This is a genomic window from Caulobacter sp. DWR1-3-2b1 (genome assembly GCF_049895765.1).
Taxonomy (GTDB): Bacteria; Pseudomonadota; Alphaproteobacteria; order Caulobacterales; family Caulobacteraceae; genus Caulobacter.
The window spans coordinates 190,770-214,513 of sequence record NZ_JAFCSZ010000004.1 but is presented as its reverse complement, the minus strand read 5'-3'; the positions used below and the strand labels follow the sequence as shown (position 1 = coordinate 214,513).

The window sequence follows — 23,744 nt, the reverse complement described above, 5'->3', positions numbered from 1 at the left end:
CTTGCCTGACGCTAGGGTCATTCCCGCATAGCCCCTCGATATCCAGAGGGAGCTCCCCAAGGGGAGTGAAACGCCATGGCCATCAAGACCCGCTTTACCGAGATGTTCGGCGTCGAGCACCCCATCGCCCAGGGCGGCATGCAGTGGGTCGGCAAGGCCGAGCTGGTCAGCGCCGTCGCCAATGCCGGGGCGCTCGGCTTCCTGACCGCCCTGACCCAGCCCAACCCCGAGGCCTTGGCCAAGGAGATCGCCCGCACCCGCGATCTCACCGACAAGCCGTTCGGCGTCAACCTGACCATCCTGCCCACCATGACCCCCCCGCCCTATGCCGAGTTCAGGGCCGCGATCATCGAGAGCGGGATCAAGATCGTCGAGACCGCGGGTTACAAGCCCCAGGAGCATGTCGATGACCTGCGGGCCCACGGCGTCAAGGTGATCCACAAGTGCACCGCCGTTCGCCATGCCCTGAGCGCCGAGCGGATGGGGGTGGACGCCATCAGCATCGACGGCTTCGAATGCGCCGGCCATCCGGGCGAGGACGATATCCCCGGCCTGATCCTGATCGCCGTCGCCGCCGACAAGGTGAAGATCCCCATGCTGGCCTCCGGCGGCATCGCCGATGCGCGCGGCCTGGTGGCGGCCCTGGCCCTCGGCGCCGACGGCATCAATATGGGCACCCGCTTCTGTGTCACCCAGGAGGCCCCGATCCCGATGGCCTTCAAGGAGCAGATGGTCGCCAATGACGAGCGCCAGACCGACCTGATCTTCCGCACCCTGCACAATACAGCGCGCGTGATGCGCAACGCCGTCAGCCAGGAAGTGGTGCAGATCGAGCGGGCCGGCGGCGCCAAGTTCGAAGACGTCGCCCATTTGGTGGCCGGCACGCGGGGCCGCGACGCCTTGGCTAAAGGCGACACCGACGGCGGCATCTGGTCGGCCGGCATGGTCCAGGGCCTGATCCACGACATCCCCACTGTGCGCGAGCTGGTCGACCGCATCGTCAGCGAGGCCGAGACGATCATCCGGGGCCGGCTGGCGGCGATGGTCGGCTGACGTCGCGCAACCATCACTGGCCCCCCCGCTCCCGATGGCCGATGAAGGCCCGACAGGCGAGGGGACCACGATGGCCGATTCGATCGAGACGATGATCGACCGCCTGCGGGCGCTTGAGGAGCAGCTGGAGGCCGCCTTCGCGGCCGGGGCCGCAGCCCATGGCCTGGACCTGAAGAGCGGCAAGCCGCGCTTTGGCCCCGAGGTGCGCGCCAGCCAGCGCGGCCACAAGCGCCGCATCGACGTCTTCAAGACGCCGTGGCCCACCCTGCTGACCCTGCCGCTGATCTACGGCATGGTCATTCCGATGGCCCTGATGGACCTGGCGGTCAGCATCTATCAGCTGGGCTGCTTCACCGCCTGGGGGATCGAGCGTGTCCGTCGCCGCGACTATGTGGTCATCGACCGCCACCGGCTGAGCTATCTGAACCCGGTGCAGAAGCTCAACTGCGTCTATTGCGGCTATGGCAACGGCGTCATCGCCTATGCCCGCGAGATCACCGCCCGCACCGAGCAATACTGGTGCCCGATCAAGCACGCCCTGAAGGTCAAGGGCAGCCACGAGCGCTATGCGACCTTCCTCGACTATGGCGACGCCGAGGGCTTCGTGAAGAGCTCGGCCGCCTATCGCGAACGCCTGAAAAAGGCCAAGGCCGCCGCCGACGCGGCCGACGCGGCCGACGCCGCCGCCGAGGCGAGCAAGGCGGGCTGAGTCCCGCTCTTCATCGGCCCCCGCCGGGGCGGACGACCTGCGGAGCCGCTCAGGGGTGGCGGCGAGCCGCGCCGACTACAGTCCGATCAGCGCCACATCCATCGCCGTCCGCTCCATGCTGATCAGCCACCCCGCCCGCACCTCGGCCAGCTGGCGAGCCTTCTCTGCCTGGCGGGCCTGCTCGGTGGCGTCGGGCGGGCCGGCGGTGTGGCGGCGGCGAGGCGAGGCCGTGTTGCGGCGGGCTTTCGACGGGTGCGCGGCCTGGGCCTGCGCCTCGTCCGCCCATTGCGTGCGCAAGGCGTCGAGCTTGCGGATCATCTCGATGTGCCAGGCGGTAACCTTGGCGTCGCGTGAAGCGTCGGTCATGGCGGATCTCCAAGAGGGCAGGCGCACAGCTGCGCCGCCGCGCCGGATCGCGGCGCGGGTGAGAACGGGAGAGGCGCGGGGCGTCCGGACAGCGTCCGGATCTGTTGTGTTCAATGTACCGTTTCGACGAAGCCTGACGCCCCGCGCGGTCGTTATCCCTCTGGCCGGGGTGCGCAGGCCTTGTTCAGCCTTTTGCCCCACCCGGGCTTACCCCCTTCGCGACCGGACCCAGCCCTGAAGCTGCAAGCCACGGTCGTCCCGGAGACCCGGAGCGAACCTTCGGGCGGGCGGGGGTCCTCCGACGGACCTCCCGATAGGCGGGTTTACGTCACCCACCCTCCCATCAAGCCGGCCGGTCCCGCATCCGCGACTCCGGCGGCCCCGCTCGACCGCATCCACGCCGCGCGTCTCGGGCCGGATCCAAGAGCCCTCTCCCTCGCGACGGGATGGCTAGAAGTATGCGGCAGGTTTGAGCGCCGAGGATCGGGGCGATGGACTTTTTTACAAGGCGTTGGAGGGGCTGGGGTTTTTGGCGAAAAGAACGGGGATAGAGGGTGGTGGGTCCCCATACTCGCAACCCTCTCCCATAGGGAGAGGGAGGGGCCCACGCATGCGTGGGAGGGTGAGGGGTTACATCGTCAGCCGCTGTCGCACCCAAAACCCCTGCCTTGTCCGGAAGGGCTTCGCAAACCTCTCACCCTCCCACCGCTGCGCGGCGGGCCCCTCCCTCTCTCTATGAGAGAGGGTCAGTCCACCTTCACCCGGAAATGAAACGCATCCACCGCCAGCCCCTCGCGGAAGTAAAACCGGTGCGCGCCCTCGCGGACCACGTTGGAGATCAGCTCCAGCTGCGCGCAGCCCTCGCGCAAAAACCACCAAGGGGGGCCTCGTCCTTCAGCCAGGCGCCTTGCCATGATCGCCCGACCGCGCGGCCTCGTCGGAGGCCAGGTCGTCAACGCTCAGCAGCCGGCCGCAATACAGCATGTCCAGGATCCGATACCCGGCCACGGCGCGCGGCACGCCGTCCTGGCTCAAACAGGCCAGTCGAAACCCGTCGCTGGCCATCAGCCCCCGGATGCGGGCGACATAGGTCTCCGCCGTCAAGTGCGGACGCAGCTGGGACATCACCGGGAAGGCGGCGGCGATCTCGGCGTCGGTGGTGGGGCGGGTGATGGTCATGGGGGCATCTTGCCCTTCTCCCCTTGCGGGAGAAGGTGGCGGCCGAAGGCCGACGGATGAGGGGTGGATAGGCCTGTCGGAACGCCCGCGCGACCCCTCACCCGACCCGCTACGCGGGCCACCCTCTCCCGCATGGGGAGAGGGATTGCAGCGCCTAGACGTTCATGTATTGTTCTCATCATGGTTGATCGAGCCCGACAACTCGCCTTCGCGCGCGCCCTGCGCCGCGAACCCCCAATGACCGAGCGCCTGCTATGGACGCTCCTCCGCGACCGCCGTCTCGACGGCCTGAAGTTTCGCCGCCAACTGCCGATCGGTCGCTATGTGGCGGACTTCGTCTGCCTGCGTCATCGGCTGATCATCGAGGCGGACGGCCCTCACCACGAAGAGCGCACCGAGGCCGACGCCGTTAGAGACGCCTGGCTGCGGGCTCAAGGCTTCCACGTCCTGCGCTTCACCAACAAGGCCATCCAGGGCTTCCCTGAAACGGTCCTGAACCAGATCCTGGCCGCCTGCGCCCCAAACCCTTCTCCCCTTGCGGGAGAAGGTGGCGGCCGAAGGCCGACGGATGAGGGGTAGATAATCCTGTCAGCTGGGCGCCCGGCCGTCCCGCTCTACGCGGTGGTGCTCGCTGTGCGACCCCTCACCCGAGCCGCTGTCGCGGCCCACCCTCTCCCGCATGGGGAGAGGGGACGGGCGCTATCCTTCTCCCCTTGCGGGAGAAGGTGGCAGCCGCAGGCTGACGGATGAGGGGTCGAAAGCCTGATGACGACTTGCCTAGCCAGACACCCTTCGCGCCGAAGGGAGCCAGCCATTCATCTCACGGCGAGACGGTCGCCGGTCTGGACAGGTTGCTCCGCCGACACCGGTCTGCGACCGGTCGCGCCGCGGCGGCCCGGAGGGCCGTCCTTGACCAACCTGTCCAGACCGGCACGCTTGGCCTCCATGAGATGAAGGGCGGGGTGGGGCGCGATGTGCGCCCAAGAGTTCCTAGCGACTGCGCATCCCCTCGAACGACCCATAGATCACCGAACACGCGCGGATAGCATTTCGGTCAAGGAGTCCTACGAAAGCATACTTAGCCTGGTGCATGACGTGAGTGACATCGGCCTGGGTCGCTTTACCGGTGTCGTCTGGAGACGCCTCGAAGTCGAAATAGAACCCAGCTTTCTTTTTTAGGTTCAGATCACCTCGAACTATCTCCCCAACGTCAGCCAGAACGCCCGAGGACAGCATCTCCTCCAAAGCTAGGTCAACGCCTTTTGCCCTGTCATCGCCCGTCGCATCGCGTGGGAGGTGCGAAACACGCTCGGAGATATGCCGGGCGACAATCATGCAAGCGACTGCGACTTGCTTGTCGTCATGGAAACTCACCCGCAGCCGGCTCTTTACGCCGAGTGTCTTCAGCGCACTAACGATCAGCTTTCCGACCTCTTCGAACGCCAGCACTGAAATGGACAGAGCGCTATCGAACCGACCAGCTGAGGAAAGAAATTCCGCGTCGTCGAGCAGACGCATCAGGGTATTTGCAACACCGATAACGGCCGGCAACGGTTGTCCGAAGATATTCTCAGCATCAACGATCAAGCTATCGATGAGCGGTTGGGCAGCGTCCCATTCAGCTTGATCGATATCAGTGGAAAGCATTTTTGCTTCTACTGCTCCAGCATAATCATATGCTGACATTTCCAGTTTCCTCCCGATCTCGCGGGGTTCAGTTAAGGAAATACGGCCTCAAGATTCGCCGCATCTAACAATACCCAGATGTCTTCACCGAAGGCACCTGTCTCACCCCATCCCCGACACCAACCCCAGATGCTCGACGAACGGCTCAAAGTCCCGATCGCTCGACAGCAAGGGGTAGCCGCTCTCGATGCAGCGGGTGGCGATCAGAGTGTCGATGGTCTTGCGGGCGGTGACGCCCAGCGCGCGCAGGGCCCGGAAGTTGCGGGCGGCCTGGATGGCGATATCCTGACCGCCGATCTCCACCAGAGTCAGGCCGCCCAGCAGTTCCAGCGCCTGATCGAAGTCGCGCTGGCGGGTGAAGCCTTGCAGCACTTCGGTCAGGATCAGGTCGCCGATGGCCAGGGGCTCGACGCCGAGCAGTTGGTCCAGCCGGTCGGACTGGGGCGTGGAGACGCCCCGGAAGTAGTCGATCCAGACGCTTGAATCGACGAGGATCACCCGTCGGTCCGCATGGCGTCGAGATCGCCCTCCCAGGCCAGCTTGCCGCGCAACTGGCGGATCGCGGCCTGCTGGCGAAGGCGCAGCAAGGTCTTGAGGCCCAACTCAACGGCCTCGCGCTTGGTCTTCAGGCCCGTGGCCTTGAGGGTCTGGGCCATCAGGACGTCATCGATAACGACATTGGTGCGCATGATGTGTATCCAATCGTGTCGGCGTACACATAGCATGCGATGCACCTCTCGGCTACCGCCCCATCCATCTCCCCGCCGCCACATCACTATCCGGCTGCGTGTTGAACGCGATCCGCGCCCCGGCGCGTGGCTGTGCGCACGTCAGGCAGGCTCGTCGCGGCCGAGCGTATTTAGCCAGGCCCCGACATCCGTCACTTCGTTGGCTTCGCCGCGATCCAGTTCGTCCAGGCCTTCCTGAACTAGGGCGCGGTACCGGGCCTCGCGGGCGGCGTCGGTTTCGAGGGCTTTGTCGGGCGTGATCTGGCGCTCGGTCATGAGCCGGACGGTAGGCAAAAATCGGGGTTTCTCAAAGCGGGCAGACTCGCCCCCTCCGCGCTGGCCCCCTCCGGCCCTCGGGGCCACCTCCCCCAGAGGGGACGAGCTACCCCACGCCCAGCCTCACAGCCGGCTCTTCCGGAATGCCTCGGCCTGCTCGGCCCGCAGTTCCTGGCGGATCCGCTTCGGGGCGGCCTTGTCGACCTTCTCGCCCGGGGCGGTGAGGATCTCGTTGGCGAATTCCAGGTCCATCATCTTCATGCGCTTGATCTCGTCGCGCAGGCGGGCGGCGGTCTCGAACTCGAGGTTGGAGGCGGCTTCGCGCATGCGGGCCTCGAGGTCCTTGAGGGCGGCCTTGAAGTTGTCGCCGGTGAAGGGCTTGTCGTCGCCCTCGTGCAGGCCGCCGATCGGCACGGTGACGCGGTCGCCGCGCTCGAACGGGCTGTTGAGGATGTCCTTGATGTCGCGCTTGACGCTCTCGGGGGTGATGCCGTTGTCGAGGTTGAACTGGTGCTGCTTGTCGCGGCGGCGCTGGGTCTCGCCCATGGCCCGCTCCATGCTGCCGGTGATCCGGTCGGCGTAGAGGATGACCTTGCCGTCGATGTTCCGCGCCGCGCGGCCGATGGTCTGGATCAGGCTGGTTTCCGAGCGCAGGAAGCCTTCCTTGTCGGCGTCGAGAATGGCCACCAAGCCGCATTCGGGGATGTCGAGGCCCTCGCGCAGCAGGTTGATGCCCACCAGCGCGTCGAACTTGCCCAGCCGCAGATCGCGGATGATCTCGATGCGCTCCAGGGTGTCGACGTCGGAGTGCATGTAGCGCACGCCCAGGCCCTGCTCGTTGATATATTCGGTCAGGTCCTCGGCCATCTTCTTGGTCAGGACGGTGATCAGAGAGCGGTAGCCCTTGGCCTTGGTCTGGCGGATCTCGTCGATGACGTCGTCGACCTGGGAGGCGTTGTTGGCGCTGACCGGGCGGACCTCGACCGGCGGGTCGATCAGGCCGGTGGGGCGGATCACCTGCTCGGCGAAGACGCCGCCGGAACGCTCCAGCTCCCACGAGGCCGGGGTGGCCGAGACGTGGACCGACTGGGGCCGCATGGCGTCCCATTCCTCGAACTTGAGGGGGCGGTTGTCGAGGGCGCTGGGCAGGCGAAAGCCGTATTCGGCCAAGGTCCATTTGCGGCTGCGGTCGCCCTTGTACATGGCGCCGATCTGCGGAACCGTCTGGTGGCTCTCGTCGGTGAACAGCAGGGCGTTGTCGGGGATATATTCGAAGAAGGTCGGCGGCGGCTCGCCCGGCTTGCGGCCCGAGAGGTAGCGGCTGTAGTTCTCGATGCCGGCGCAGGAGCCGGTGGTCTCGATCATCTCCAGGTCGAAGGTGGTGCGCTGTTCCAGGCGCTGGGCCTCCAGCAGCTTGCCGTTCTCGTACATCCAGGCCAGGCGCTCCTTGAGCTCGGCGCGGATCTCGATGATCGCCTGGCGCAGGGTGGGGCGCGGCGTGACGTGGTGGCTATTCGCATAGACTTTGATTGATGGGAGATCCGCGGTCTTCTTGCCGGTCAGCGGGTCGAACTCGGCGATGGCCTCGACCTCGTCGCCGAACAGGCTGATGCGCCAGGCGCGGTCTTCATAGTGGGCGGGGAAGATTTCCAGCGTGTCGCCCCGGCGGCGGAACGTGCCGCGCTCGAAGGCGGAGTCGTTGCGCTTGTACTGCTGGGCCACCAGGTCAGCCATCAACTGCTTCTCGTTGACCGTCTGGCCGACCTCCAGGGTGAAGGTCATGGCCGTGTAGGTCTCGACCGAGCCGATGCCGTAGATGCAGCTGACCGAGGCGACGATGATCACGTCGTCGCGTTCCAGGATCGCCCGGGTGGCCGAGTGGCGCATCCGGTCGATCTGCTCGTTGATGGAGCTGTCCTTCTCGATATAGGTGTCGGTGCGCGGGACGTAGGCTTCGGGCTGGTAGTAGTCGTAATAGCTGACGAAATATTCGACCGCGTTCTCCGGGAAGAAGCTCCGCATCTCGCTGTAGAGCTGGGCGGCCAGGGTCTTGTTGGGGGCCAGGATCAGGGCCGGGCGCTGGGTGGCCTCGATCACCTTGGCCATGGTGAAGGTCTTGCCCGAGCCGGTGACGCCCAGCAGCACCTGATCCTGATCGCCGTTGCTCAGACCCTGCACGAGCTCGGCGATGGCGGTCGGCTGGTCGCCGGCGGGGGAGTATTCTGACACCAGCTTGAACGCCCGGCCGCCCTCGGACTTGGCGGGCCGCTCGGGGCGGTGCGGGGTCCACAGGGTCTGCCGGGCGATCATGGCCGGATCGGTGGATGAGTGGTCCATGACGAACGGCGTGGAGACGTCGGAAACGCCGCTATCTCGGGTGCTTGGCATCCATGGAAAGTAAGGTCGCCGGCCCGCGAAGGCTAGGGGGTCTGCTGACGGCGAGTGTCAGCAGACTGGCGGGAGGGGGCTACAGGCGACTGTTGCAGCGCCGATACAGCCGGCAGGTTTCGGGTTTCGCCCGGCCTGAAACGCCCGGTGTCGATACCCCACGCGCCACAGCGCCAGCGGCCAGAGCCGTGGCGACCATCTTCAAATAGTCATTGCATCTATTCGTGAAGTGAAGAGAGGGCGGTGCGTGCATGACTTCAAGTTAGAAATTTGTCATGCGACGGAAAAGACGTTTCAGGATTGCAATCCTCTCCAACCAACAGGTCGGATTCATCTCGACTCTACTGTGAGATCGGGAGCCGTTTCTGTTTGTCGGTATTCGATATCGTCTTATTGACGAAAGAGGGGAATTTATCGTGAAGCAATATAAGACTATACGACAGCGCCTGCTGGGATCGTCGATGATCTGCGGCGTGGCCATGGCGGCGCTGGCCGCCGGCCAGGCCTCGGCCCAGACCGTGGCGCCGGAGCCTGAGTCCACCGAGATCGAAGCGGTGGTCGTGACCGGCTCGCTGTTCCGCCGCACCGACACCGAGACCCCGTCGCCGGTCACGGTTCTCACCAATGAAAGCCTGGAGCGGGCCGGCATCACCACGGCCACCGACGCCATTCGCTCGGTCTCGGCCGATGGCGCGGGCTCGATCGGCACGGGCTTCCAGAGCGGCTTCAGCGCCGGCGGTTCGGCCGTCTCGCTGCGCGGCCTGGGCGTGTCGTCCACCCTGGTGCTGGTCGATGGCCTGCGCTCGGCCAACTTCCCGATCAATGACGACGGCCACAACGCCTATGTCGACCTGAACTCGATCCCGTTCAGCCTGATCGACCGGATCGAGGTGCTGAAGGACGGGGCCTCGTCCAGCTACGGCGCCGACGCCATCGGCGGCGTGGTCAACCTGATCTTGAAGAAGCAATTCGTCGGCGTGGCCGGCAGCGCCGAATATGGCGAGAGCGATCGCGGCGACGCCGAGCACAAGCAGTTCGACCTGACCCTCGGCTATGGCGACTATGCGCAGAGCGGCTGGAACTTCTACGTCAACGGCGAGTACCAGAAGGACGGCCGGGTCACGAGCCACAGCCGGGGCTTCCCGTATAACACTCAGGACCTGAGCCGCATCGGTGGTCTGGACCAGAACACCGCCGACAGCACCCTGACTACGGCCACTCCCACCGCCGTCGTCACCCGCGTCAACCAGAGTGACCTGAACAACCCGCTGTCGGGCATGATCGGCGCACCGCTGACCACCTCGTACCAGGCCCTGAACCTGAACTGCGCCAACGGCTCCTATACCGTGACCACCGGCGCGGCTCAGGGGTCCAGCTGCAAGTACGACATGGTCGATCTCTATAACCAGCTCGCGCCGTTCCAGGAGCGCTACGCGGTCAATGGCCGCCTGAGCGTGCGCCTGAACGAGAACATCGAGGGCTACATCACCGGCAGCTTCTCGCATGACGAGGTGCGGATCAAAAACCAGCCGCGCACCATCCGGGCCACCCAGCCGTTCGGCGGCTCGCCCGCCGTCTCGTCGCTGAACCCGGGCATCGTACTGCCGGTCTATGTCTGCTCGTCGGGCGTCAACTGCGCCACGGCCGGCGACCGTCGCCTGAACCCGAACAACCCGTTCGCCACTGCCTTCGCCGCCGATCCGGCCAACGGCGCGGCGCGCATCTACTACCTGTTCGGCGACATCCCGGCCGGCAGCGACCGCAGCAATGACGTGATCCGCGGCACGGCGGGCCTCAAGGGCAGCTTCGGTGACGGCTGGGACTGGCGGATCGAAGGGGTCGCCGCGCGCGACAACCTGAAGATCACCCAGTACGGTTTCCTCAACATCGCCAACCTGCTGAAGTCGATCAACACGGGCGGCTACAACTTCGTCAATCCGTCGGCCAATACCGAGACGGTGCGCGACTTCGTCTCGCCCGACGTGAAAACGCCGTCGCACTCGACCCTGCTGTCGCTGGACGGTTCGGTGACCAAGTCGCTCTGGGCCCTGCCCGGCGGCGACATGCAGCTGGCCCTCGGCGCCCAGATCCGCAAGGAAACCCTGGTCAACAACAACCAGAACGCCCGCCTGGACACCTATAGCCTGACCACCTCGTCGGCGTTCGGCGAGCACACGGTCGCGGCCGGCTATTTCGAACTGCTGGCCCCGGTCACCGAAGACCTCGAGATCAACGTTTCGGGTCGCTATGACGACTACTCGGAAGGCTTCGGCCACTTCTCTCCGAAGCTCGGCGCGAAATACTCGCCGATGCGTCAACTGGCGTTCCGGGGCACCTACTCCAAGGGTTTCCGGGCCCCAACCTTCGCCGAAGCCGGATCGCGCAGCCAGTATGCGGGCTTCTCGACCTTCACCACCCCGGCATCCTTCCAGCAGGCGCACGGCGGCCTGACCTCGGGCGGCAACACCAACCCCTATGCCCAATCCTATTCTCTAGGCGGCGGCTATGTGGGCAATCCGGACCTGAAGCCGGAGAAGTCGCGCAGCTTCACCGCCGGCGTGATCGTCGAGCCCACCCGCTGGTTCTCGGCGACGCTGGACTATTACGACGTCGAGAAGTCGGACCTGATCGTGGCCGGACCGCTGCTGGCCAATGCCCGCAACGCCTACTACACCAAGACCAACGTGACGGACTCCTGCGCCGCCGTGGCGGCCGTAGGTCCGGGCTATTCGTGCAACCTGATCGACGCCGTCGATCCGCTGTTCCCCAACGCCCTGCCGCGCGTGCTGATCATCAACGCGCCGTTCGTCAACGCCGACTATTCCAAGACCTCGGGCGTCGACTTCTCGGCCACCGGCAAGTTCAACTTCGGTGAAACCAAGCTGACCAGCCGCGTCGAGGTCACCCACGTGCTGAAGTACGACCTCCACACCAGTGGCGGCGTGCAGAAATATGCGGGCACGCTGGGCCCCTACCAGCTGTCGTCCGGCAACGGCACGCCCGACTGGCGCGGCAACTGGCAGAACTCGGTGGAGTTTGGCCGCTACAGCCTGTCGGCCACCGCCTACTATGTCGGCAAGATCAAGTCCGTGGCCGCCGACCAGCGGACCAGCGCCGACTGCGTCACCGCCAACCAGTACGCGACCGGCAATACGGCGCTGGGCCAGCAGTTCTGCAACATCAAGAAGTTCATCAATGTCGACCTGAACGGGACGGCGAAGATCAACGACGGCGTCACGCTCTATGGCCACGTCGGCAACCTGTTCGACGAGCGGGCTCCGATCGCGCCGGGGGCCTATGCCAGCGCCCCGAACTTCCTGACCACCTTCCACTATCCCGGCCTGATCGGCCGGACCTTCAAGATGGGCGTTCGCTTCGAGTATTAGGCGAGTCGAACCGCGCTGAGGGAGGCCGGCCCCGTGAGGGGCCGGCCTTTTTCCGTCGGGTTTATGGAGGCGGCGTCTTGGTGACCTTGTCGGCCCAGGTCTGGGCGATCCGACCAGCGGCGTCCCGGCCGCCGAGCCCGAAGGCCAGCGCCGCGGCGACGGCGGCGGCCCCCAGGGTCAAGCCGAAGGCGAGCAGCACGATGTCGTCGGCTATGCCCATGAAGCGCAGGCCCATGGCGGTAGCCAGGGCGATAGTGGCCCAACGCACCAGAGTGGAGGCGAAGCCGTCGGCCCCGCCACTGCCCCTGTTGATCAGATTGGCGAGGACCCCGGCGATCAGGACGCCGGCGGTAATGATCACGCCGCCCACAATGACGTGGCCGGCAAGCGCGAGAATTTCCTGCAGGGTCACGGCGATGGCGCCGAACTGCAGGAGCTTGGCCGCCTCTACGGCCGTGAACGCCACGATAGCCACCATGGCGATCTTGCCGACCATGCCGGAGGCGGTCATCGGTTTACGCGCTTCGCCGCCGAATGCTCGGGCCGTGGCGGGCGTGACGTCGCCGGCGTAGGGCGCCGTCAGCGGCTTGGGCTCGGTCGCCTTCTCGGCGGTGACCGTCAGGCTGGAAAGGCTGGAGATGCTGCGATCAAACCCCGTCGCCGGCAGGATGCGCTCGATGAGCTGAGCGACCCAACGGCCGATGAACCAGCCGACAGCCAACACAATGGCGGCTGCGAGCACGCGCGGGATGGCCGAGAGCACGGTCGAAAGGACGGCGACGGCCGGAACGGTCAGCGACTCGATGCCCAGTTGCTCCAGGGCGGCGATGGTGATCGGGATCAGGATCAGCACGAAAACCAGGGTGCCGATCGCCGTGCTCACGCCTGTCGATCCAGTCGCCTTGGTCAGGCCGGCCTTTTCCAGCCAACGATCGGCGTTGGCCGCCTGCAAGGCGGCCTCGACGACGCGTTTGGCCAGGGTGGCCACCACAAAGCCGATGAAGAAGATCAGTACCGCGCCCAGAACGTTCGGGAGGAACGACGCCACCTGCATCAGCAGAGAATTCAGCGGCGTCACGACCTGGCCGAGGTTGAGCACGCCGAGCGCTGCAACGACGCCGAACAGCAGGATCAGCCAGAAGGCGACGTCGCCGAGGCTCGCGCCGATCGAGTGTTTGGGATCGTCGCTGGCTGTCGCCCTGGCCGCGCCTGGGATCCGGTTGATGCCCCTGGCCAACAACCATTTGATGGCCTTGCCGATGAACCAAGCGGCGATGAGGATCAGCGCCGCGGCGATCACCTTGGGAGCCCACTCGTACAGAAGCGCGTCCCATCCAATGAATTCGTACCTGGTCGTTTGCATGCGGCCCTCATCGCCCGGCGCTGGCGGCGCAGTGTTCCTGCGAGGCCAACAGCCGGAAGGGTCTATCGTTCCGTGCGATTTGCGCGGCGCGCGCCGCCAGCCGTTTGACTCCCAATTCACTGTGTGACACACAGTGTGCGCCACACACCATGTGGCGCACACGATACGGCGCACACTATGCCAACGGAAACCGACATCTTCGAACAGCTCCGCCAGGAGCTCAGGCGGGGCACCCTGATCCTCGCCGTGCTGGCCCAGCTTCGGGTCGAGCGCTACGGCTACAGCCTGCGTCAGGCGCTGTCCTCGGTAGGCGTCGAGATCGACGAAGGCGCGCTCTATCCAATGCTGCGCCGTCTGGAAGGGCAGGGCCTGCTCTCCAGCGAGTGGCGCGAGGAAGACAAGCGCAAGAAGCGTTTCTACCGCCTGTCGAGCGAAGGCGGGGCCGTGCTGGCCCGCCTCGCCGTCGAATGGCGCTCCATCAACGACACCCTGCAACCTCTGCTCTGAAGAGAGGACGGATCATGGATCTGCTCGACCGCTATCTGGGCGCCGTCGCCGCCCTCCTGCCCGCTGCCCAGCGCGACGACATCGTCGCCGAACTGCGCGACGTTCTGATGAGCCGTATCGAGGAGAAGGAAGGCCAACTGGGTCGCCGCCTCGACAGGAAGGAAACCGAGGCCCTGCTGCGCGAATTTGGCCACCCGCTGGCCGTGGCCGGTCGCTATGGGCCGCAACGCGCCCTGATCGGGGTGGAGCTCTATCCCTTCTACATCTTCGCGGTGAAGGTCGCCCTGGCTATCGCCGTCTTCGCCAGCGTCATCCCGGCGGCGATTCAGGTGGTGATGGGCGAGGCCCATGTCTCGCGCGTGATCGGCCATGTGCTGGGCGACTTCATTCCTACGGCCCTGCAACTGATCGGCCTGGCGACCCTGATCGGGGCGGCCGTCGAGCGTGGCTGGATCAAGACCGGCGACTTTGGTCAGTGGAAGGCCAGCGACCTGCCGCAGCTGGCAACCAAGAAGCGACCGTTCGCCACCAGCCGCTTCGATGCGCTGTTCGAGGCGACGGCCACGGTGCTGTTTATCCTGTGGTGGAGCGGCCTGGTGCAGTTCCCGGTCGATCCCGCCCTGCCGGCTACCTATGACGGTCTGCGGGTGATCCCGGACCCGATCCTGGCGAGCCTGCACCTGCCGATCCTGTTGATGGCGGTCGGCCAGGTCGTGTCGAGCCTTATCGTCGTGATCCGCCCCGCCTGGGAACGGCCCCGGGCCGCCGCCGAGCTTGTGCTGTCGATCGCCGGCCTAGCCTTCCTGGCCGCGCTGTGGCCCGCCCTGCCGCTGGTGACCTTCGCCGGATCGGACGCCGCAGCTGTCGCCGCCCTGCAGGGGACGGTCGACAATATGGTCAAGGCCAGCGTCCTGATCAGCGGCGCGATCTGCGGCGGCAAGATCCTGATCGACGGCTGGCGCCTGGTCAGGTCGGCTCGGGACTAGGGGGCTTCCGCCCGCTCCGACCGAGTAGGCGACGGGGTCATTTCTTCGGCTTCGACGCCGTATCGACGACCGCGCCAACACCGGCCCCGACCACCGCTCCAACCGGTCCGCCGACCACCGCGCCGGCCGCTGCGCCAGTCGCCGCGCGCTGCTCCATGTTGTGCCCGCAGGCGCCCAGAGCGAGGGCTGCGAGAGCCGCCAACGGAGCCGGGGAAACAGCCCGGCGAGCATTAGGGTTAAGGGTCATGAAGCGCTCCTCTTTAACGGTATTTGTCCGGCTTGAGTAACGGCGCTCGGCCAGCGGACGCTCCCTGAATCAAGGGCTTTAGAACAGTCCAACCAATGCTTCGCGCTGCGGCAGAGCAGAGAAATTTTCCACTGTCCGGTTTTCCCTGCGAATCAAGACGTTAACGATCTGGACTGCGACCGATCCGCCCGGATTTGATGCTGCACTGCGGCACGCGCTTGCGACTCGAGCGATTATCGTTCATAAGCCGGTCACAAGCAGGAATTCGACCACATCGTGAAACGGTCGAACCTCCGCTTTTAGGACTGCCCGAAAGAGAGTTTTCCGGGTTCCTAAAGCGATTTTGTCGGGGGGCGGTACGCCCTCGCCGCGCAGGACACGAGTTTTGTATAGCAAGTCGCAGACGCGCGCAGACGCACGCGCGCTGGTCGGCGCCGTATTGGTCGGGTCCGCTACGGGCCTGGCTCTTGGCGCCGTTTATCTGGCCGGTGGGCTTGCCCACACCGCCAACCAGCACGCCCGCGTTACACGCCTTGCAGACGGCGCCTCGGAGGGGTTCTCCGACGTCGCCCTGATCAATTCTGCTTCCCGTATGGACCAGGGCGCGCTCGCCGTGGCCCGTCGTCACGACCCCTACACCGTCGCGGGCGCCGCTCGGCGCGACCGCCAGGTTTCCCTGCTGGTCGCCCGCCTGGAGAACCGCCAGGCGTCCGACTCGGTTCCCAACCCCAGCAGCGGCCCCCTGATGCTGCGCGCCAGCTTTGGCGGTCCGTTCAATCCAGCTGCTTCGCCTTTCCGCCTTGGAAATGTGCTGGAGAGCTCGCGCGAGCTCGAATGCCTCGCCGAGGCCGTCTATTACGAAGCCCGTGGCGAGACCCCCAGCGGTCAGGCCGCCGTGGCCCAGGTGGTCCTCAACCGCGTCCGTCACCCCTCGTTCCCCAAGTCGGTCTGCGGCGTGGTGTTCCAGGGCGCCCACCGCAGGATCGGCTGCCAGTTCAGCTTCGCCTGCGATGGCTCGATGAGCCGGGGTCGCGAACGCGGCGCCTGGAACAGGGCCCAGAAGATCGCCTCGCGCGCCCTGACCGGCGCGGTGATGAACGAGGTCGGCTCGGCCACCCACTTTCACACCACCGGCGTCTCGCCCGGCTGGGGTCCGCGCCTGCTCAAGGTCGCCCACGTCGGCATGCACGTGTTCTACCGCTTCGGCGGCCGGGCCGGCGGGCCGGGGGCGTTCTCGTCGACCCCGCGTCCCTCGACCCTGGAAGACATGCCCAACGCGCCCGAGATCGCCGGCCTCACCGCCGACGGCAAGGGCATCGGCCCGATGGCTGCCGGCGTGGCCTATGCGGCCAACGCCGTCGTCATGCCGGTCGCCCAGACCGCGCCGGTCGGCAACGGCATGGGCGGACCTCTGGGTCAGGCCACCGAGCCGGCCTCGGCTCCCGCCAAGCCCGCGGTCGAGAAGACGTCCGCTGACGTCCTCAGGCCGTCAGTGGGGACCGCGACCGCAACTGCTTCCTGACGGCGCCGGGCATGTGGCTGCTGGCGAAGCGCATCTGCCTGGCCCGCTTGCCCACCAGATAGTGCAGTTCCTTGCCCGAGGCGGCCTTGAACACCACCTCGGCGGCGTCCTCGACGGGATAGATCTCCAGCCCGCCCTTGCGCAGGGCGTCAGCCATGCTCTCGTTGCTGCCTGACGCCCCGGCGTTGAGGATCGGCGTCTCGATGAACCACGGCATCACGCAGGCAACGCTGACCCCGTGGGCGGCGTATTCGATGTCGAGGGCTTCGGACAGGCCGCGCACCGCGAACTTGGTGGCCGAATAGACTGCCAGCTTGGGCGAACCATACAGCCCTGCACACGAGGCCACATTGATCAGCCGTCCGCCGCCGGCCTTCAGCAACGGCAGGCCGGCCCGCGCGCCGTGCACCACGCCCTTGATGTTGATGTCGATCTGGATGTCGCAGTCGGCATCGCTGAGGTCCTCAAGCGATCCGAACCGCGCCACCCCGGCATTGTTGAGCAGGGCGTCCAGCTTGCCGCCGGTCAACCGGCCAAACTCGCCGAGAGCGTTGTCCCAGGCCTGGCGGTCGCGGACGTCCAGTTTGAAGGTGGCGCCATTGGTAGGGCCGATGGCCAGCAGGGCGGCCGTGAGGCCCGCCGCGTCGATGTCGGACAGTCCCACAAACCAGCCGGCCGCGGCGAACCGCTTGGCACTGGCCAGGCCGATGCCGCTGGCGGCGCCGGTAATGAAGATGGTCTTGCGGCCTTCAGCGCTGGCGCTCATCGGCGATCCTCCCCTTTATTTGTTATCGGCGATCAGACGCCGGGCGAGGGGAGGGGTCAAGTCCGGCGCGCGGCGGCCCGGTCTTTGGATTTGCGCTCCTGAAGCCCATATTCGAACCATGTTCGTCGCTCGCGTCCGCGTCATCGATCTGGAAACCGCAGGCTCATCCGCGCAGGATGTCTGCGAGGTCGGTTGGCAGGACGTGGTCGCCGAACCTGACGGCCGCTGGTCGCTCAGCGAAGAACGCGGGGCGCTGCTGATCAATCCGGGGCGCCCGATCTCACCGGCCACGATGGCGGTGCATCACATCCTTGACGCCGACGTCGCCGACGCGCCGTTCTGGAGAGACGCCGCCCCCTCAGTGCTGCAGCCGCCCGGCGGCGTCCTGGCGCTTGCCGCTCACCGCGCCTCGTTCGAGCAGAACTTCTGCCGGCCCAGGCTCACGGGCGGAGCGCGATGGATCTGCACCTGGAAGTGCGCACTGCGCCTGTGGCCTCACCTGCCGAGCTTTTCCAACCAGATGCTTCGCTACGAACGGATGCCGGAGGGGCTGATCCAGGCCATCGGCCTGCCAGCCCATCGCGCGATGCCCGACGCCTATGTGACCGCGCACCATCTGCGCGACATGCTCAATCAAGCATCGCTGGAGCAGCTTCTGGAGTGGAGCGCCGAGCCAGGCTTGCTGCCCCGTATGCCGACAGGCCCGGAACGCGGAAGGTCCTGGGAAAGCCTCGCGTCCGAACGGCTGATCGCCTTGAGTCGTGATCGCGACGCCGACATCCGCTTCACCGCCGAAACCGAACTGCGGCGTCGCGGCCTGGTCGAAGAACCCGCCGCGCCGCCCTTGGCGCAACGCACCCTGTTTTAGGGGCGCCCTCAATTTGTCATCCCGGACAAGCGCATAGCGCGCCGATCCGGGACCGACGCCTGAGCACCGCGTTCCAGATCGGTCCCGGATCTTCACCCGGCTTCGCCGGGCTCGTCCGGGATGACAATGAAGGAGGTAAGTCGGAAGCCGTGGACGGTGGGGCTCAGTCCGTCTGGTCGTCGATCTCGGCGTCGGGGCCGTTCTTCTTCATGGAGTCGATAGCGTTCTTGGCCGAGGCCTTGGACGAATAGCCCTCGGTGGCGAACATGCTCTCGCCATTGGAAGCGACGAAGGTAACGCGGAACTCGCCCGCCTCGTCTTTCTTGATCACGAACTTGTAGGCCATAGTCGTCTCCCGGGAGCAAGGATTGGCTGTGGCGTCTTCGAGACAGCCCAGCCTCGCCCGCCCCGCGCGACGGTGTCAATCGCGGCCACGCCCGGAGATCTCTATGAATCTTGACGACCGCCTGGACCAGCTGTCTCGCAAACTGCTTTCCGTTCCCTATTGCGATCTCAAGGACGTCCAGCGCAGCGTCATCGACCTGATCGCCGCCGAGGCCCCGACCGGTCTGAACAAGGCGCTGGTTTCCGACGATCGCAGCTTCTGGGATCGGCTGGCCGACCGCGTCGCGGCCGTGGGCGGGTCCTGGACCTTCATCGGCTCGTTCAGCGCGGTGCTGCTGGGCTGGGTGGCGCTGAACCTGTTCCTCAAGCCCTGGAACCTGGCCTTCGATCCCTATCCGTTCATCTTTCTCAACCTGCTGCTCTCGACTGTCGCGGCCCTGCAGGCGCCGGTGATCATGATGAGCCAGAACCGCCAGGCGGCGAAGGACCGCGCCAACGCCGAGCACGACTATGTCGTTAATCTGCGGGCCGAGCTGGAGATCATGCACCTGCATGACAAGCTGGACGCCCTGCGCGACAACGACATCGCCGGCCTGGCCCGCGCGAATGCCGAGTCCCTGGCGCGTCTGGAGGCTCAGGTGGAGCGGTTGGCGGTGAGGCTGGACGCGAAGGGGTAGGATTGCAGGCGCCCGACGCCCCCTCCGTCACGTCGCCTCCCATTCTTTGCTTGAGGGCGGCGCCGCGCCACCTCCCCCGCACGCTTCGCTACGGGGCAGGAGAAGAACAGCCTAACCCTCCTGCCCCGCTTGCGGGGGAGGTGGCGCGCTGCGAATACGCAGCGTGACGGAGGGGGCGTCCCTGCGTCGGCCAAGAGGTCTGCATACTTCCTGCGCAGCGTCGTCCCTCAGGCGCCCGAAATAGCCGAGGCTGCATGGCGCTGCGACCCTTCACCCACATCCCGCGCGCCATGCCTCGCGACGCGCTGTTAGCTCGACCCCAACAGCCGTCGAACGGACGGCGCGAGGAGATTTCGTCGGATGGAACTGGGCGCGCGAACACCCACAAGGCGGCAGCTGCTGTCGGCCATCGCCGCTGTCGGGGGCACGGCGGCGCTCTATCAGGCCATGACCTCGCTGGGTCACGCGGCCGAGACCCAGTTCGCCGGGCCGCCCAACCTGGCCGGCGCGCGCAAGGGCGCTTCGGTGATCGTGCTGGGGGCGGGTCTGGCCGGTATGCTGGCCGCCCATGAGCTGACCAAGGCCGGCTACAAGGTCCAGATCCTCGAATATCAGGACCGGGCCGGCGGCCGGAACTGGTCGCTGCGGGGCGGCGATACCTATACCGAGCTGGGCGGGGCCACCCAGAAGGTCGGCTACGCGCCTGGCAATTACTTCAATCCCGGCCCCTGGCGGATCCCGCACCATCACCGCACTCTGCTGCACTACTGCAAGTCGTTCGGCGTGGCGCTGGAGCCGTTTATTCAGTTCAACCACAACACCTGGATCCACTCGTCGCAGGCGTTCGGCGGCAAGCCCGTGCGCTTCAAGGCCGCGGCCGCGGACTTCGAGGGCAATGTCGCCGAGCTGCTGGCCAAGTCGATCAACCAGAACGCGCTGGACCAGCAGGTCACGCCGGAAGACCGCGAGCGCTTGCTGGAGGCCCTGAAGGGCTGGGGAATGCTGGACAAGGACTACAGGTACGCCTCGAACCTGCGCTCGGCCTCGCATCGGGGCTATGACCGCCCGCCCGGCGGCGGGATCAATGGCGCGCCGATCCCCTCGGCCCTGTACGACCTGCACGACGTGCTGGACCCGCAGGTCTGGAACTCGATGGCCTTCTTCATGGGCCACGAGATGCAGACCACCATGTTCCAGCCGGTGGGCGGGATGGACATGATCGGCAAGGCCTTCGCCAAACAGGTGGAGGGCCAGATCACGTACAACGCCAAGGTCAGCAAGATCGCCCAGGACGACAAGGGCGTGGCCGTCACCTATGCCGACACGGTGACGGGCAAGGTCGCCACCGCTGAGGCCGACTGGTGCGTCTGCACCATCCCGCTGTCGGTGCTCGGCCAGATCGACACCCAGGTTACCGACGAGATGATGGCCGCCATCAAGGCCGTGCCCTATTCGGGCCAGGTCAAGATCGGCCTGGAGATGAAGCGCCGCTTCTGGGAGGAGGAAGACTCCATCTATGGCGGCCACAGCTTCACCGACCAGGAAATCGCCCTGATCTCCTATCCCAACAACAACCTGCTGGGCGACGGACCGGCTGTGCTGCTGGGAGCCTTCGCCCGTGAGATGGGGGCCTATCGCCTGGCCGGAATGACGCCGCAGCAGCGGATCGAGGTCGCTCTTCAGCAGGGCTCGGTGCTGCACCCGGCCAGCTATCGCAAGGAGTTCAGCAACGGCGCCTCGATGGCCTGGAGCCGGGCGCCCTGGGCCCTTGGCTGCTGCGCCCGCTGGACCGAGGAGACCCGCAAGGAACACTACCAGACCCTGGTGGGCATGGACCGCCGCATCGTCCTGGCCGGCGAGCATGCCTCCTATGTCGGCTGCTGGATGGAGGGGGCGCTGCTGTCCTCGATCGACGCTGTCACCCGCCTGCACAAGCGCGCCCTGGAGGCCTGAGCATGACCATCCGTCTTTCCGCCATGACCCCGGCCCTGGCCGCGGTCCTGCTGGCCGTCGCCGCGCCCGCCGTCGCCCAGGCCCCTCCCGGCGGTGACACGGGCGGCGGCGTCGTCCGTGTCGTCAAGCCGGTGACGGGCAAGCAGGTCTATGAAGCCGTCTGCCAGGCCTGCCACATGGCCGACGCCAAGGGTGGCGTGGGGGCAGGGACCATTCCGGCCCTGGCGTCCAATCCGCGTCTTGCCGGCGCCGCCTATCCGATCTCGGCCGTCGTGCTGGGCAAGGGCGGCATGCCCAGCCTGGCGGGGCCGCTGGACGACACCCAGATCGCTGAGGTCGTGACCTATATCCGGACCAATTTCGGCAATGCCTACGCCAAGCCGGTGACGCCGGCGGATGTCGCCAGGATTCCGCATCCGGCCCGGGGCGGCGGGCACTGAGCGACAGGCTCGATCCCGCGGGGCGGGCGCCTCGTGATCGTCTCGTCAGGCGGGCAGGGTGTCGAAGACGGCGATCTTCGGCGGCAACGCAGCCCAGGCTGGGCGGTCGCGGTCGAAGATCGCTATCTGCGGCCTGGAGCGGGACGCGTCGTCCAGCGAGCCCGCATAGATCGTGTGGGAGTCGTCCTTGCCCACCTCGCCGCCGAAGACCAGACCGCCGCAGGTGGGACAGGAATTGCGCAGGGCCTCGGTTCCCCGGAACGACGGCAACCGGAACCGCCGCGTCTGGCCGCTGAAACGGATGGCGCTGGCCGGAAAACTCATGAAGGGGATGAACCCCGAGCCCGACGCCTTGCGGCAGTCAGCGCAGTAGCAATGACCCATCATCGAGGGCTCGCCGGTCGCTTCGTAACGCAGCGCGCCACAAAGGCAGCCGCCGGAGTAGGGGGCGTCTCGTTCGCTCATGGCCCTAACCCGCCTTGGCGCGTCGTCGCAGCGCCTGTGGTGGCTGACCAAACGCTCGGATAAAGGCGCGGCGCATGCGCTCTGGATCGCCGAAGCCGGTTTCCAGAGCCACATCCTCGACCTGCAGCGGCTGACTGTCCAGCAGGGCGCGGGCGGCCTCGACGCGCAGCCGTTCCACCGCCTTGGCCGGGGTGACTCCGGTTTCGGCGGTGAACAGGCGGGCGAAGTTGCGCGGGCTCATGGCGGCCCGGTCGGCCAGCTGTTCGACGCTCAAGGCTTCGGCCAGGTTTTCGCGCGCCCAGGCCAGCAGGGCGTCGAAGCGTCGGGTCTTGATGTCGATCAGGGCCGAGAACTGCGACTGGCCCCCGGGGCGGCGGTGATAGACCACCAGCTGCTGGGCCGTGCGCCGGGCCACGGGCTCGCCTTCGTCGGCCCCGACCAGGGCCAGCGACAGGTCGATGCCGGCGGTGATCCCCGCCGAACTCCAGATCATGCCGTCCTGGACAAAGATCTTGTCGGGCTCCAGCCGGATGGCCGGATAGCGCTTCTGGATATCCTTGGTGCGGCTCCAGTGCGTGGTGGCGCGCTTGCCGTCCAGCAAGCCGGCCTCGGCCAGGATGTAGGTTCCCGAACAGACGCTGGCGACGCGGCGGGCCGTCTTGGCCGTGTCACGCACATAGGCCAAGGTCGCGGCGCAGGTCGCGGGAGTTTGAACGCCGTCGCCGCCCGCCACGATCAGGGTGTCCAGCAGCGGCGCCTCGGACAGGGCGGTGGTCGCCATGGTCAGCCCCGACGAGCTGGCGACCATGCCGCCGTCCTTCGACAGAAAGACCAGCCGGTAAGCCCCCGGCGAGAACCGCGCGGCGATCTCGAAGGTCGCGATAGGCCCGGTTGCGTCCAGCAGCTGGAAGTCGGGATAGACCAGGAAGCCGATGGTGCGGGGCATTGGCGTAATCCGAGGGAATTATGTCATTTCAGCCAGACGCTAGGCGCGGGATGATGTGGCGTCAAACGGAGATATCCCCATGGCCCCCCTCACTTCCAGAGATCACGAACCCCTGAATATCGTCTTCGCCCTGTTCCCGGGCGTCACCCATCTCGACTTCACTGGTCCGCACCAGATCCTGTGCCGCCTTCCCGGCGCGAAAGTCACGGTGGCCAGCCTCGACGGCGGCGAGATCGAGGCCGACGGCCTGATTTTCGCGCATCTGCCGCGTCTGTCGGATGTCGAGGCGTGCGATGTGCTGGTCGTGCCCGGCGGTTTCGGGACGACGGAAGCGATGGCCAACGAGGCCTTCCTTGGCGAAATCCGCCGCCTGGCCTGGGGCGCGCGCTACGTGACCTCGGTCTGCACCGGCTCGCTGGTGCTGGGCGCGGCGGGGCTGTTGAAGGGCAAGCGAGCCGCGTGCCACTGGGCGTGGCGCGACCAGCTGCCCCTGTTTGGCGCTATCCCCGATCCCAGCCGCGTGGCGCGCGACGGCAATGTCTTCACCGGCGGCGGCGTCACGGCGGGCATCGACTTCGCCTTGACCATCGCCGCCGAGATCGCCGGCGAGGAGGTGGCCCAGGCGATCCAGCTGGCGGTGGAATATGCGCCGGCCCCGCCGTTCAACGCCGGCCGACCCGAGACCGCTCCGGCCAAGGTTCTGGAGCGGGTGCGGCGGATCTACGGCCAGGGGATGGACGAGCGGCTGGCGGCGGCGGAGAAGGCCGGGGCGCTGGTTTAGGTCAGCTCTGCATCCCGGATGGCGTCTGCGAAGCTTCCGGGATGACGACTGTGTGTTGACGCACTACCCTCCCTCCAAAGCCGGCGAACGACCGGCGCGGGGGAGGG

General features: G+C 66.5%; 25 protein-coding genes. 12 read left to right on the top strand and 13 right to left on the bottom strand.

Annotated features, from left to right (window positions below; all coding sequences use genetic code 11):
- Nucleotides 1-75: 75 nt before the first annotated feature.
- Both ACP69S_RS06190 and ACP69S_RS06185 read left to right on the top strand, forming a co-directional pair.
- Nucleotides 76-1,053, top strand: a complete 978-nt coding sequence (locus tag ACP69S_RS06190; RefSeq protein ID WP_425995697.1) for an NAD(P)H-dependent flavin oxidoreductase — start codon at nt 76-78, stop codon at nt 1,051-1,053.
- 70 nt (nt 1,054-1,123) lie between these two features.
- Complete coding sequence (locus ACP69S_RS06185) at nt 1,124-1,762, top strand: hypothetical protein (protein ID WP_425995696.1); 639 nt, start codon at nt 1,124-1,126, stop codon at nt 1,760-1,762.
- 75 nt (nt 1,763-1,837) lie between these two features.
- Here the strand turns inward: ACP69S_RS06185 and ACP69S_RS06180 are convergent, their stop codons facing one another.
- A complete protein-coding gene (locus ACP69S_RS06180; RefSeq protein ID WP_425995695.1) occupies nt 1,838-2,128 on the bottom strand; it encodes a hypothetical protein in 291 nt (96 codons plus the stop codon).
- 894 nt (nt 2,129-3,022) lie between these two features.
- Complete coding sequence (locus ACP69S_RS06175) at nt 3,023-3,307, bottom strand: hypothetical protein (RefSeq protein WP_425995694.1); 285 nt, start codon at nt 3,305-3,307, stop codon at nt 3,023-3,025.
- A 237-nt stretch (nt 3,308-3,544) separates the two neighbouring features.
- Between ACP69S_RS06175 and ACP69S_RS06170 the strand changes: the two genes are divergently transcribed.
- The gene (locus ACP69S_RS06170; RefSeq protein WP_425995693.1) at nt 3,545-3,886 is read left to right on the top strand and encodes an endonuclease domain-containing protein; all 342 of its coding nucleotides are present in this window, start codon (nt 3,545-3,547) and stop codon (nt 3,884-3,886) included.
- Nucleotides 3,887-4,297: 411 nt separating this feature from the next.
- Here ACP69S_RS06170 and ACP69S_RS06165 read toward each other — a convergent pair whose 3' ends face one another.
- From ACP69S_RS06165 to uvrB, 5 genes are all read right to left on the bottom strand, one after another.
- Complete coding sequence (locus ACP69S_RS06165) at nt 4,298-4,993, bottom strand: AbiV family abortive infection protein (RefSeq protein ID WP_425995692.1); 696 nt, start codon at nt 4,991-4,993, stop codon at nt 4,298-4,300.
- 102 nt (nt 4,994-5,095) lie between these two features.
- On the bottom strand, nt 5,096-5,491 hold the full coding sequence (vapC, locus tag ACP69S_RS06160; RefSeq protein WP_425995691.1) for a type II toxin-antitoxin system VapC family toxin: 396 nt from the start codon (nt 5,489-5,491) through the stop codon (nt 5,096-5,098).
- Nucleotides 5,488-5,682, bottom strand: a complete 195-nt coding sequence (locus ACP69S_RS06155; RefSeq protein ID WP_425995690.1) for a type II toxin-antitoxin system VapB family antitoxin — start codon at nt 5,680-5,682, stop codon at nt 5,488-5,490. Before ACP69S_RS06155 ends, vapC begins: the two co-directional genes overlap by 4 nt.
- Nucleotides 5,683-5,823: 141 nt before the next feature.
- A complete protein-coding gene (locus ACP69S_RS06150) occupies nt 5,824-5,997 on the bottom strand; it encodes a hypothetical protein (protein WP_425995689.1) in 174 nt (57 codons plus the stop codon).
- Nucleotides 5,998-6,120: 123 nt separating this feature from the next.
- A complete protein-coding gene (uvrB, locus tag ACP69S_RS06145) occupies nt 6,121-8,385 on the bottom strand; it encodes an excinuclease ABC subunit UvrB (RefSeq protein ID WP_425995688.1) in 2,265 nt (754 codons plus the stop codon).
- A 461-nt stretch (nt 8,386-8,846) separates the two neighbouring features.
- Between uvrB and ACP69S_RS06140 the strand changes: the two genes are divergently transcribed.
- Nucleotides 8,847-11,771, top strand: a complete 2,925-nt coding sequence (locus tag ACP69S_RS06140) for a TonB-dependent receptor plug domain-containing protein (RefSeq protein WP_425995746.1) — start codon at nt 8,847-8,849, stop codon at nt 11,769-11,771.
- Nucleotides 11,772-11,832: 61 nt separating this feature from the next.
- Here the strand turns inward: ACP69S_RS06140 and ACP69S_RS06135 are convergent, their stop codons facing one another.
- Nucleotides 11,833-13,134, bottom strand: coding sequence for a mechanosensitive ion channel (locus ACP69S_RS06135; protein WP_425995687.1), 1,302 nt, complete (start codon nt 13,132-13,134; stop codon nt 11,833-11,835).
- Nucleotides 13,135-13,311: 177 nt separating this feature from the next.
- Here ACP69S_RS06135 and ACP69S_RS06130 point away from each other — a divergent pair, with 177 nt between their 5' ends.
- The gene (locus tag ACP69S_RS06130; RefSeq protein ID WP_425995686.1) at nt 13,312-13,641 is read left to right on the top strand and encodes a PadR family transcriptional regulator; all 330 of its coding nucleotides are present in this window, start codon (nt 13,312-13,314) and stop codon (nt 13,639-13,641) included.
- 14 nt (nt 13,642-13,655) lie between these two features.
- Nucleotides 13,656-14,627, top strand: coding sequence for an HAAS signaling domain-containing protein (locus ACP69S_RS06125; RefSeq protein ID WP_425995685.1), 972 nt, complete (start codon nt 13,656-13,658; stop codon nt 14,625-14,627).
- A gap of 37 nt (nt 14,628-14,664) precedes the next feature.
- On the opposite strand, the gene ACP69S_RS06120 is transcribed toward ACP69S_RS06125, so the two are convergent.
- Nucleotides 14,665-14,874 carry a hypothetical protein gene (locus ACP69S_RS06120; protein WP_425995684.1) on the bottom strand — a complete coding sequence of 70 codons (210 nt, stop codon included), beginning with the start codon at nt 14,872-14,874 and terminating at the stop codon, nt 14,665-14,667.
- A 385-nt stretch (nt 14,875-15,259) separates the two neighbouring features.
- Here ACP69S_RS06120 and ACP69S_RS06115 point away from each other — a divergent pair, with 385 nt between their 5' ends.
- Complete coding sequence (locus tag ACP69S_RS06115; protein WP_425995683.1) at nt 15,260-16,396, top strand: cell wall hydrolase; 1,137 nt, start codon at nt 15,260-15,262, stop codon at nt 16,394-16,396.
- Here ACP69S_RS06115 and ACP69S_RS06110 read toward each other — a convergent pair.
- Nucleotides 16,356-17,162: an SDR family oxidoreductase gene (locus tag ACP69S_RS06110; RefSeq protein WP_425995682.1), complete on the bottom strand. Its 807-nt coding sequence runs from the start codon at nt 17,160-17,162 to the stop codon at nt 16,356-16,358. The two genes, ACP69S_RS06115 and ACP69S_RS06110, sit on opposite strands and share 41 nt — an antisense overlap.
- A 118-nt stretch (nt 17,163-17,280) precedes the next feature.
- On the opposite strand from ACP69S_RS06110, the gene ACP69S_RS06105 reads away from it, so the two are divergent.
- The gene (locus ACP69S_RS06105) at nt 17,281-18,030 is read left to right on the top strand and encodes a DNA polymerase III subunit epsilon (RefSeq protein ID WP_425995681.1); all 750 of its coding nucleotides are present in this window, start codon (nt 17,281-17,283) and stop codon (nt 18,028-18,030) included.
- Nucleotides 18,031-18,193: 163 nt separating this feature from the next.
- On the opposite strand, the gene ACP69S_RS06100 is transcribed toward ACP69S_RS06105, so the two are convergent.
- Complete coding sequence (locus tag ACP69S_RS06100) at nt 18,194-18,376, bottom strand: YegP family protein (RefSeq protein WP_425995680.1); 183 nt, start codon at nt 18,374-18,376, stop codon at nt 18,194-18,196.
- Nucleotides 18,377-18,479: 103 nt separating this feature from the next.
- Between ACP69S_RS06100 and ACP69S_RS06095 the strand changes: the two genes are divergently transcribed.
- The 3 genes from ACP69S_RS06095 to ACP69S_RS06085 all read left to right on the top strand — a co-directional run bounded on the left by ACP69S_RS06095 (nt 18,480) and on the right by ACP69S_RS06085 (nt 21,445).
- Nucleotides 18,480-19,052, top strand: coding sequence for a DUF1003 domain-containing protein (locus ACP69S_RS06095; RefSeq protein WP_425995679.1), 573 nt, complete (start codon nt 18,480-18,482; stop codon nt 19,050-19,052).
- Between the two features lie 360 nt (nt 19,053-19,412).
- Complete coding sequence (locus ACP69S_RS06090) at nt 19,413-21,005, top strand: flavin monoamine oxidase family protein (RefSeq protein WP_425995678.1); 1,593 nt, start codon at nt 19,413-19,415, stop codon at nt 21,003-21,005.
- A gap of 2 nt (nt 21,006-21,007) precedes the next feature.
- Complete coding sequence (locus ACP69S_RS06085; protein ID WP_425995677.1) at nt 21,008-21,445, top strand: c-type cytochrome; 438 nt, start codon at nt 21,008-21,010, stop codon at nt 21,443-21,445.
- A 45-nt stretch (nt 21,446-21,490) separates the two neighbouring features.
- Here ACP69S_RS06085 and ACP69S_RS06080 read toward each other — a convergent pair whose 3' ends face one another.
- Together ACP69S_RS06080 and ACP69S_RS06075 are read right to left on the bottom strand one after the other, a co-directional pair.
- Nucleotides 21,491-21,910: a GFA family protein gene (locus ACP69S_RS06080; protein WP_425995676.1), complete on the bottom strand. Its 420-nt coding sequence runs from the start codon at nt 21,908-21,910 to the stop codon at nt 21,491-21,493.
- Nucleotides 21,911-21,914: 4 nt separating this feature from the next.
- Complete coding sequence (locus ACP69S_RS06075) at nt 21,915-22,856, bottom strand: GlxA family transcriptional regulator (RefSeq protein ID WP_425995675.1); 942 nt, start codon at nt 22,854-22,856, stop codon at nt 21,915-21,917.
- 79 nt (nt 22,857-22,935) lie between these two features.
- Between ACP69S_RS06075 and ACP69S_RS06070 the strand changes: the two genes are divergently transcribed.
- Nucleotides 22,936-23,637 carry a DJ-1/PfpI family protein gene (locus ACP69S_RS06070; protein WP_425995674.1) on the top strand — a complete coding sequence of 234 codons (702 nt, stop codon included), beginning with the start codon at nt 22,936-22,938 and terminating at the stop codon, nt 23,635-23,637.
- Nucleotides 23,638-23,744: the final 107 nt, after the last annotated feature.

What these genes read in the sequence shown, in the direction of transcription:
- ACP69S_RS06190 (WP_425995697.1), top strand. Translation starts at nt 76, where the DNA reads ATGGCCATCAAGACCCGCTTTACCGAGATGTTCGGCGTCGAGCACCCC.
- ACP69S_RS06185 (WP_425995696.1), top strand. Translation starts at nt 1,124, where the DNA reads ATGGCCGATTCGATCGAGACGATGATCGACCGCCTGCGGGCGCTTGAG.
- ACP69S_RS06180 (WP_425995695.1), bottom strand. Translation starts at nt 2,128, where the DNA reads ATGACCGACGCTTCACGCGACGCCAAGGTTACCGCCTGGCACATCGAG.
- ACP69S_RS06175 (WP_425995694.1), bottom strand. Translation starts at nt 3,307, where the DNA reads ATGACCATCACCCGCCCCACCACCGACGCCGAGATCGCCGCCGCCTTC.
- ACP69S_RS06170 (WP_425995693.1), top strand. Translation starts at nt 3,545, where the DNA reads ATGACCGAGCGCCTGCTATGGACGCTCCTCCGCGACCGCCGTCTCGAC.
- ACP69S_RS06165 (WP_425995692.1), bottom strand. Translation starts at nt 4,993, where the DNA reads ATGTCAGCATATGATTATGCTGGAGCAGTAGAAGCAAAAATGCTTTCC.
- ACP69S_RS06155 (WP_425995690.1), bottom strand. Translation starts at nt 5,682, where the DNA reads ATGCGCACCAATGTCGTTATCGATGACGTCCTGATGGCCCAGACCCTC.
- ACP69S_RS06150 (WP_425995689.1), bottom strand. Translation starts at nt 5,997, where the DNA reads ATGACCGAGCGCCAGATCACGCCCGACAAAGCCCTCGAAACCGACGCC.
- uvrB (WP_425995688.1), bottom strand. Translation starts at nt 8,385, where the DNA reads ATGCCAAGCACCCGAGATAGCGGCGTTTCCGACGTCTCCACGCCGTTC.
- ACP69S_RS06140 (WP_425995746.1), top strand. Translation starts at nt 8,847, where the DNA reads ATGATCTGCGGCGTGGCCATGGCGGCGCTGGCCGCCGGCCAGGCCTCG.
- ACP69S_RS06135 (WP_425995687.1), bottom strand. Translation starts at nt 13,134, where the DNA reads ATGCAAACGACCAGGTACGAATTCATTGGATGGGACGCGCTTCTGTAC.
- ACP69S_RS06130 (WP_425995686.1), top strand. Translation starts at nt 13,312, where the DNA reads ATGCCAACGGAAACCGACATCTTCGAACAGCTCCGCCAGGAGCTCAGG.
- ACP69S_RS06125 (WP_425995685.1), top strand. Translation starts at nt 13,656, where the DNA reads ATGGATCTGCTCGACCGCTATCTGGGCGCCGTCGCCGCCCTCCTGCCC.
- ACP69S_RS06120 (WP_425995684.1), bottom strand. Translation starts at nt 14,874, where the DNA reads ATGACCCTTAACCCTAATGCTCGCCGGGCTGTTTCCCCGGCTCCGTTG.
- ACP69S_RS06110 (WP_425995682.1), bottom strand. Translation starts at nt 17,162, where the DNA reads ATGAGCGCCAGCGCTGAAGGCCGCAAGACCATCTTCATTACCGGCGCC.
- ACP69S_RS06105 (WP_425995681.1), top strand. Translation starts at nt 17,281, where the DNA reads ATGTTCGTCGCTCGCGTCCGCGTCATCGATCTGGAAACCGCAGGCTCA.
- ACP69S_RS06100 (WP_425995680.1), bottom strand. Translation starts at nt 18,376, where the DNA reads ATGGCCTACAAGTTCGTGATCAAGAAAGACGAGGCGGGCGAGTTCCGC.
- ACP69S_RS06095 (WP_425995679.1), top strand. Translation starts at nt 18,480, where the DNA reads ATGAATCTTGACGACCGCCTGGACCAGCTGTCTCGCAAACTGCTTTCC.
- ACP69S_RS06090 (WP_425995678.1), top strand. Translation starts at nt 19,413, where the DNA reads ATGGAACTGGGCGCGCGAACACCCACAAGGCGGCAGCTGCTGTCGGCC.
- ACP69S_RS06085 (WP_425995677.1), top strand. Translation starts at nt 21,008, where the DNA reads ATGACCATCCGTCTTTCCGCCATGACCCCGGCCCTGGCCGCGGTCCTG.
- ACP69S_RS06080 (WP_425995676.1), bottom strand. Translation starts at nt 21,910, where the DNA reads ATGAGCGAACGAGACGCCCCCTACTCCGGCGGCTGCCTTTGTGGCGCG.
- ACP69S_RS06075 (WP_425995675.1), bottom strand. Translation starts at nt 22,856, where the DNA reads ATGCCCCGCACCATCGGCTTCCTGGTCTATCCCGACTTCCAGCTGCTG.
- ACP69S_RS06070 (WP_425995674.1), top strand. Translation starts at nt 22,936, where the DNA reads ATGGCCCCCCTCACTTCCAGAGATCACGAACCCCTGAATATCGTCTTC.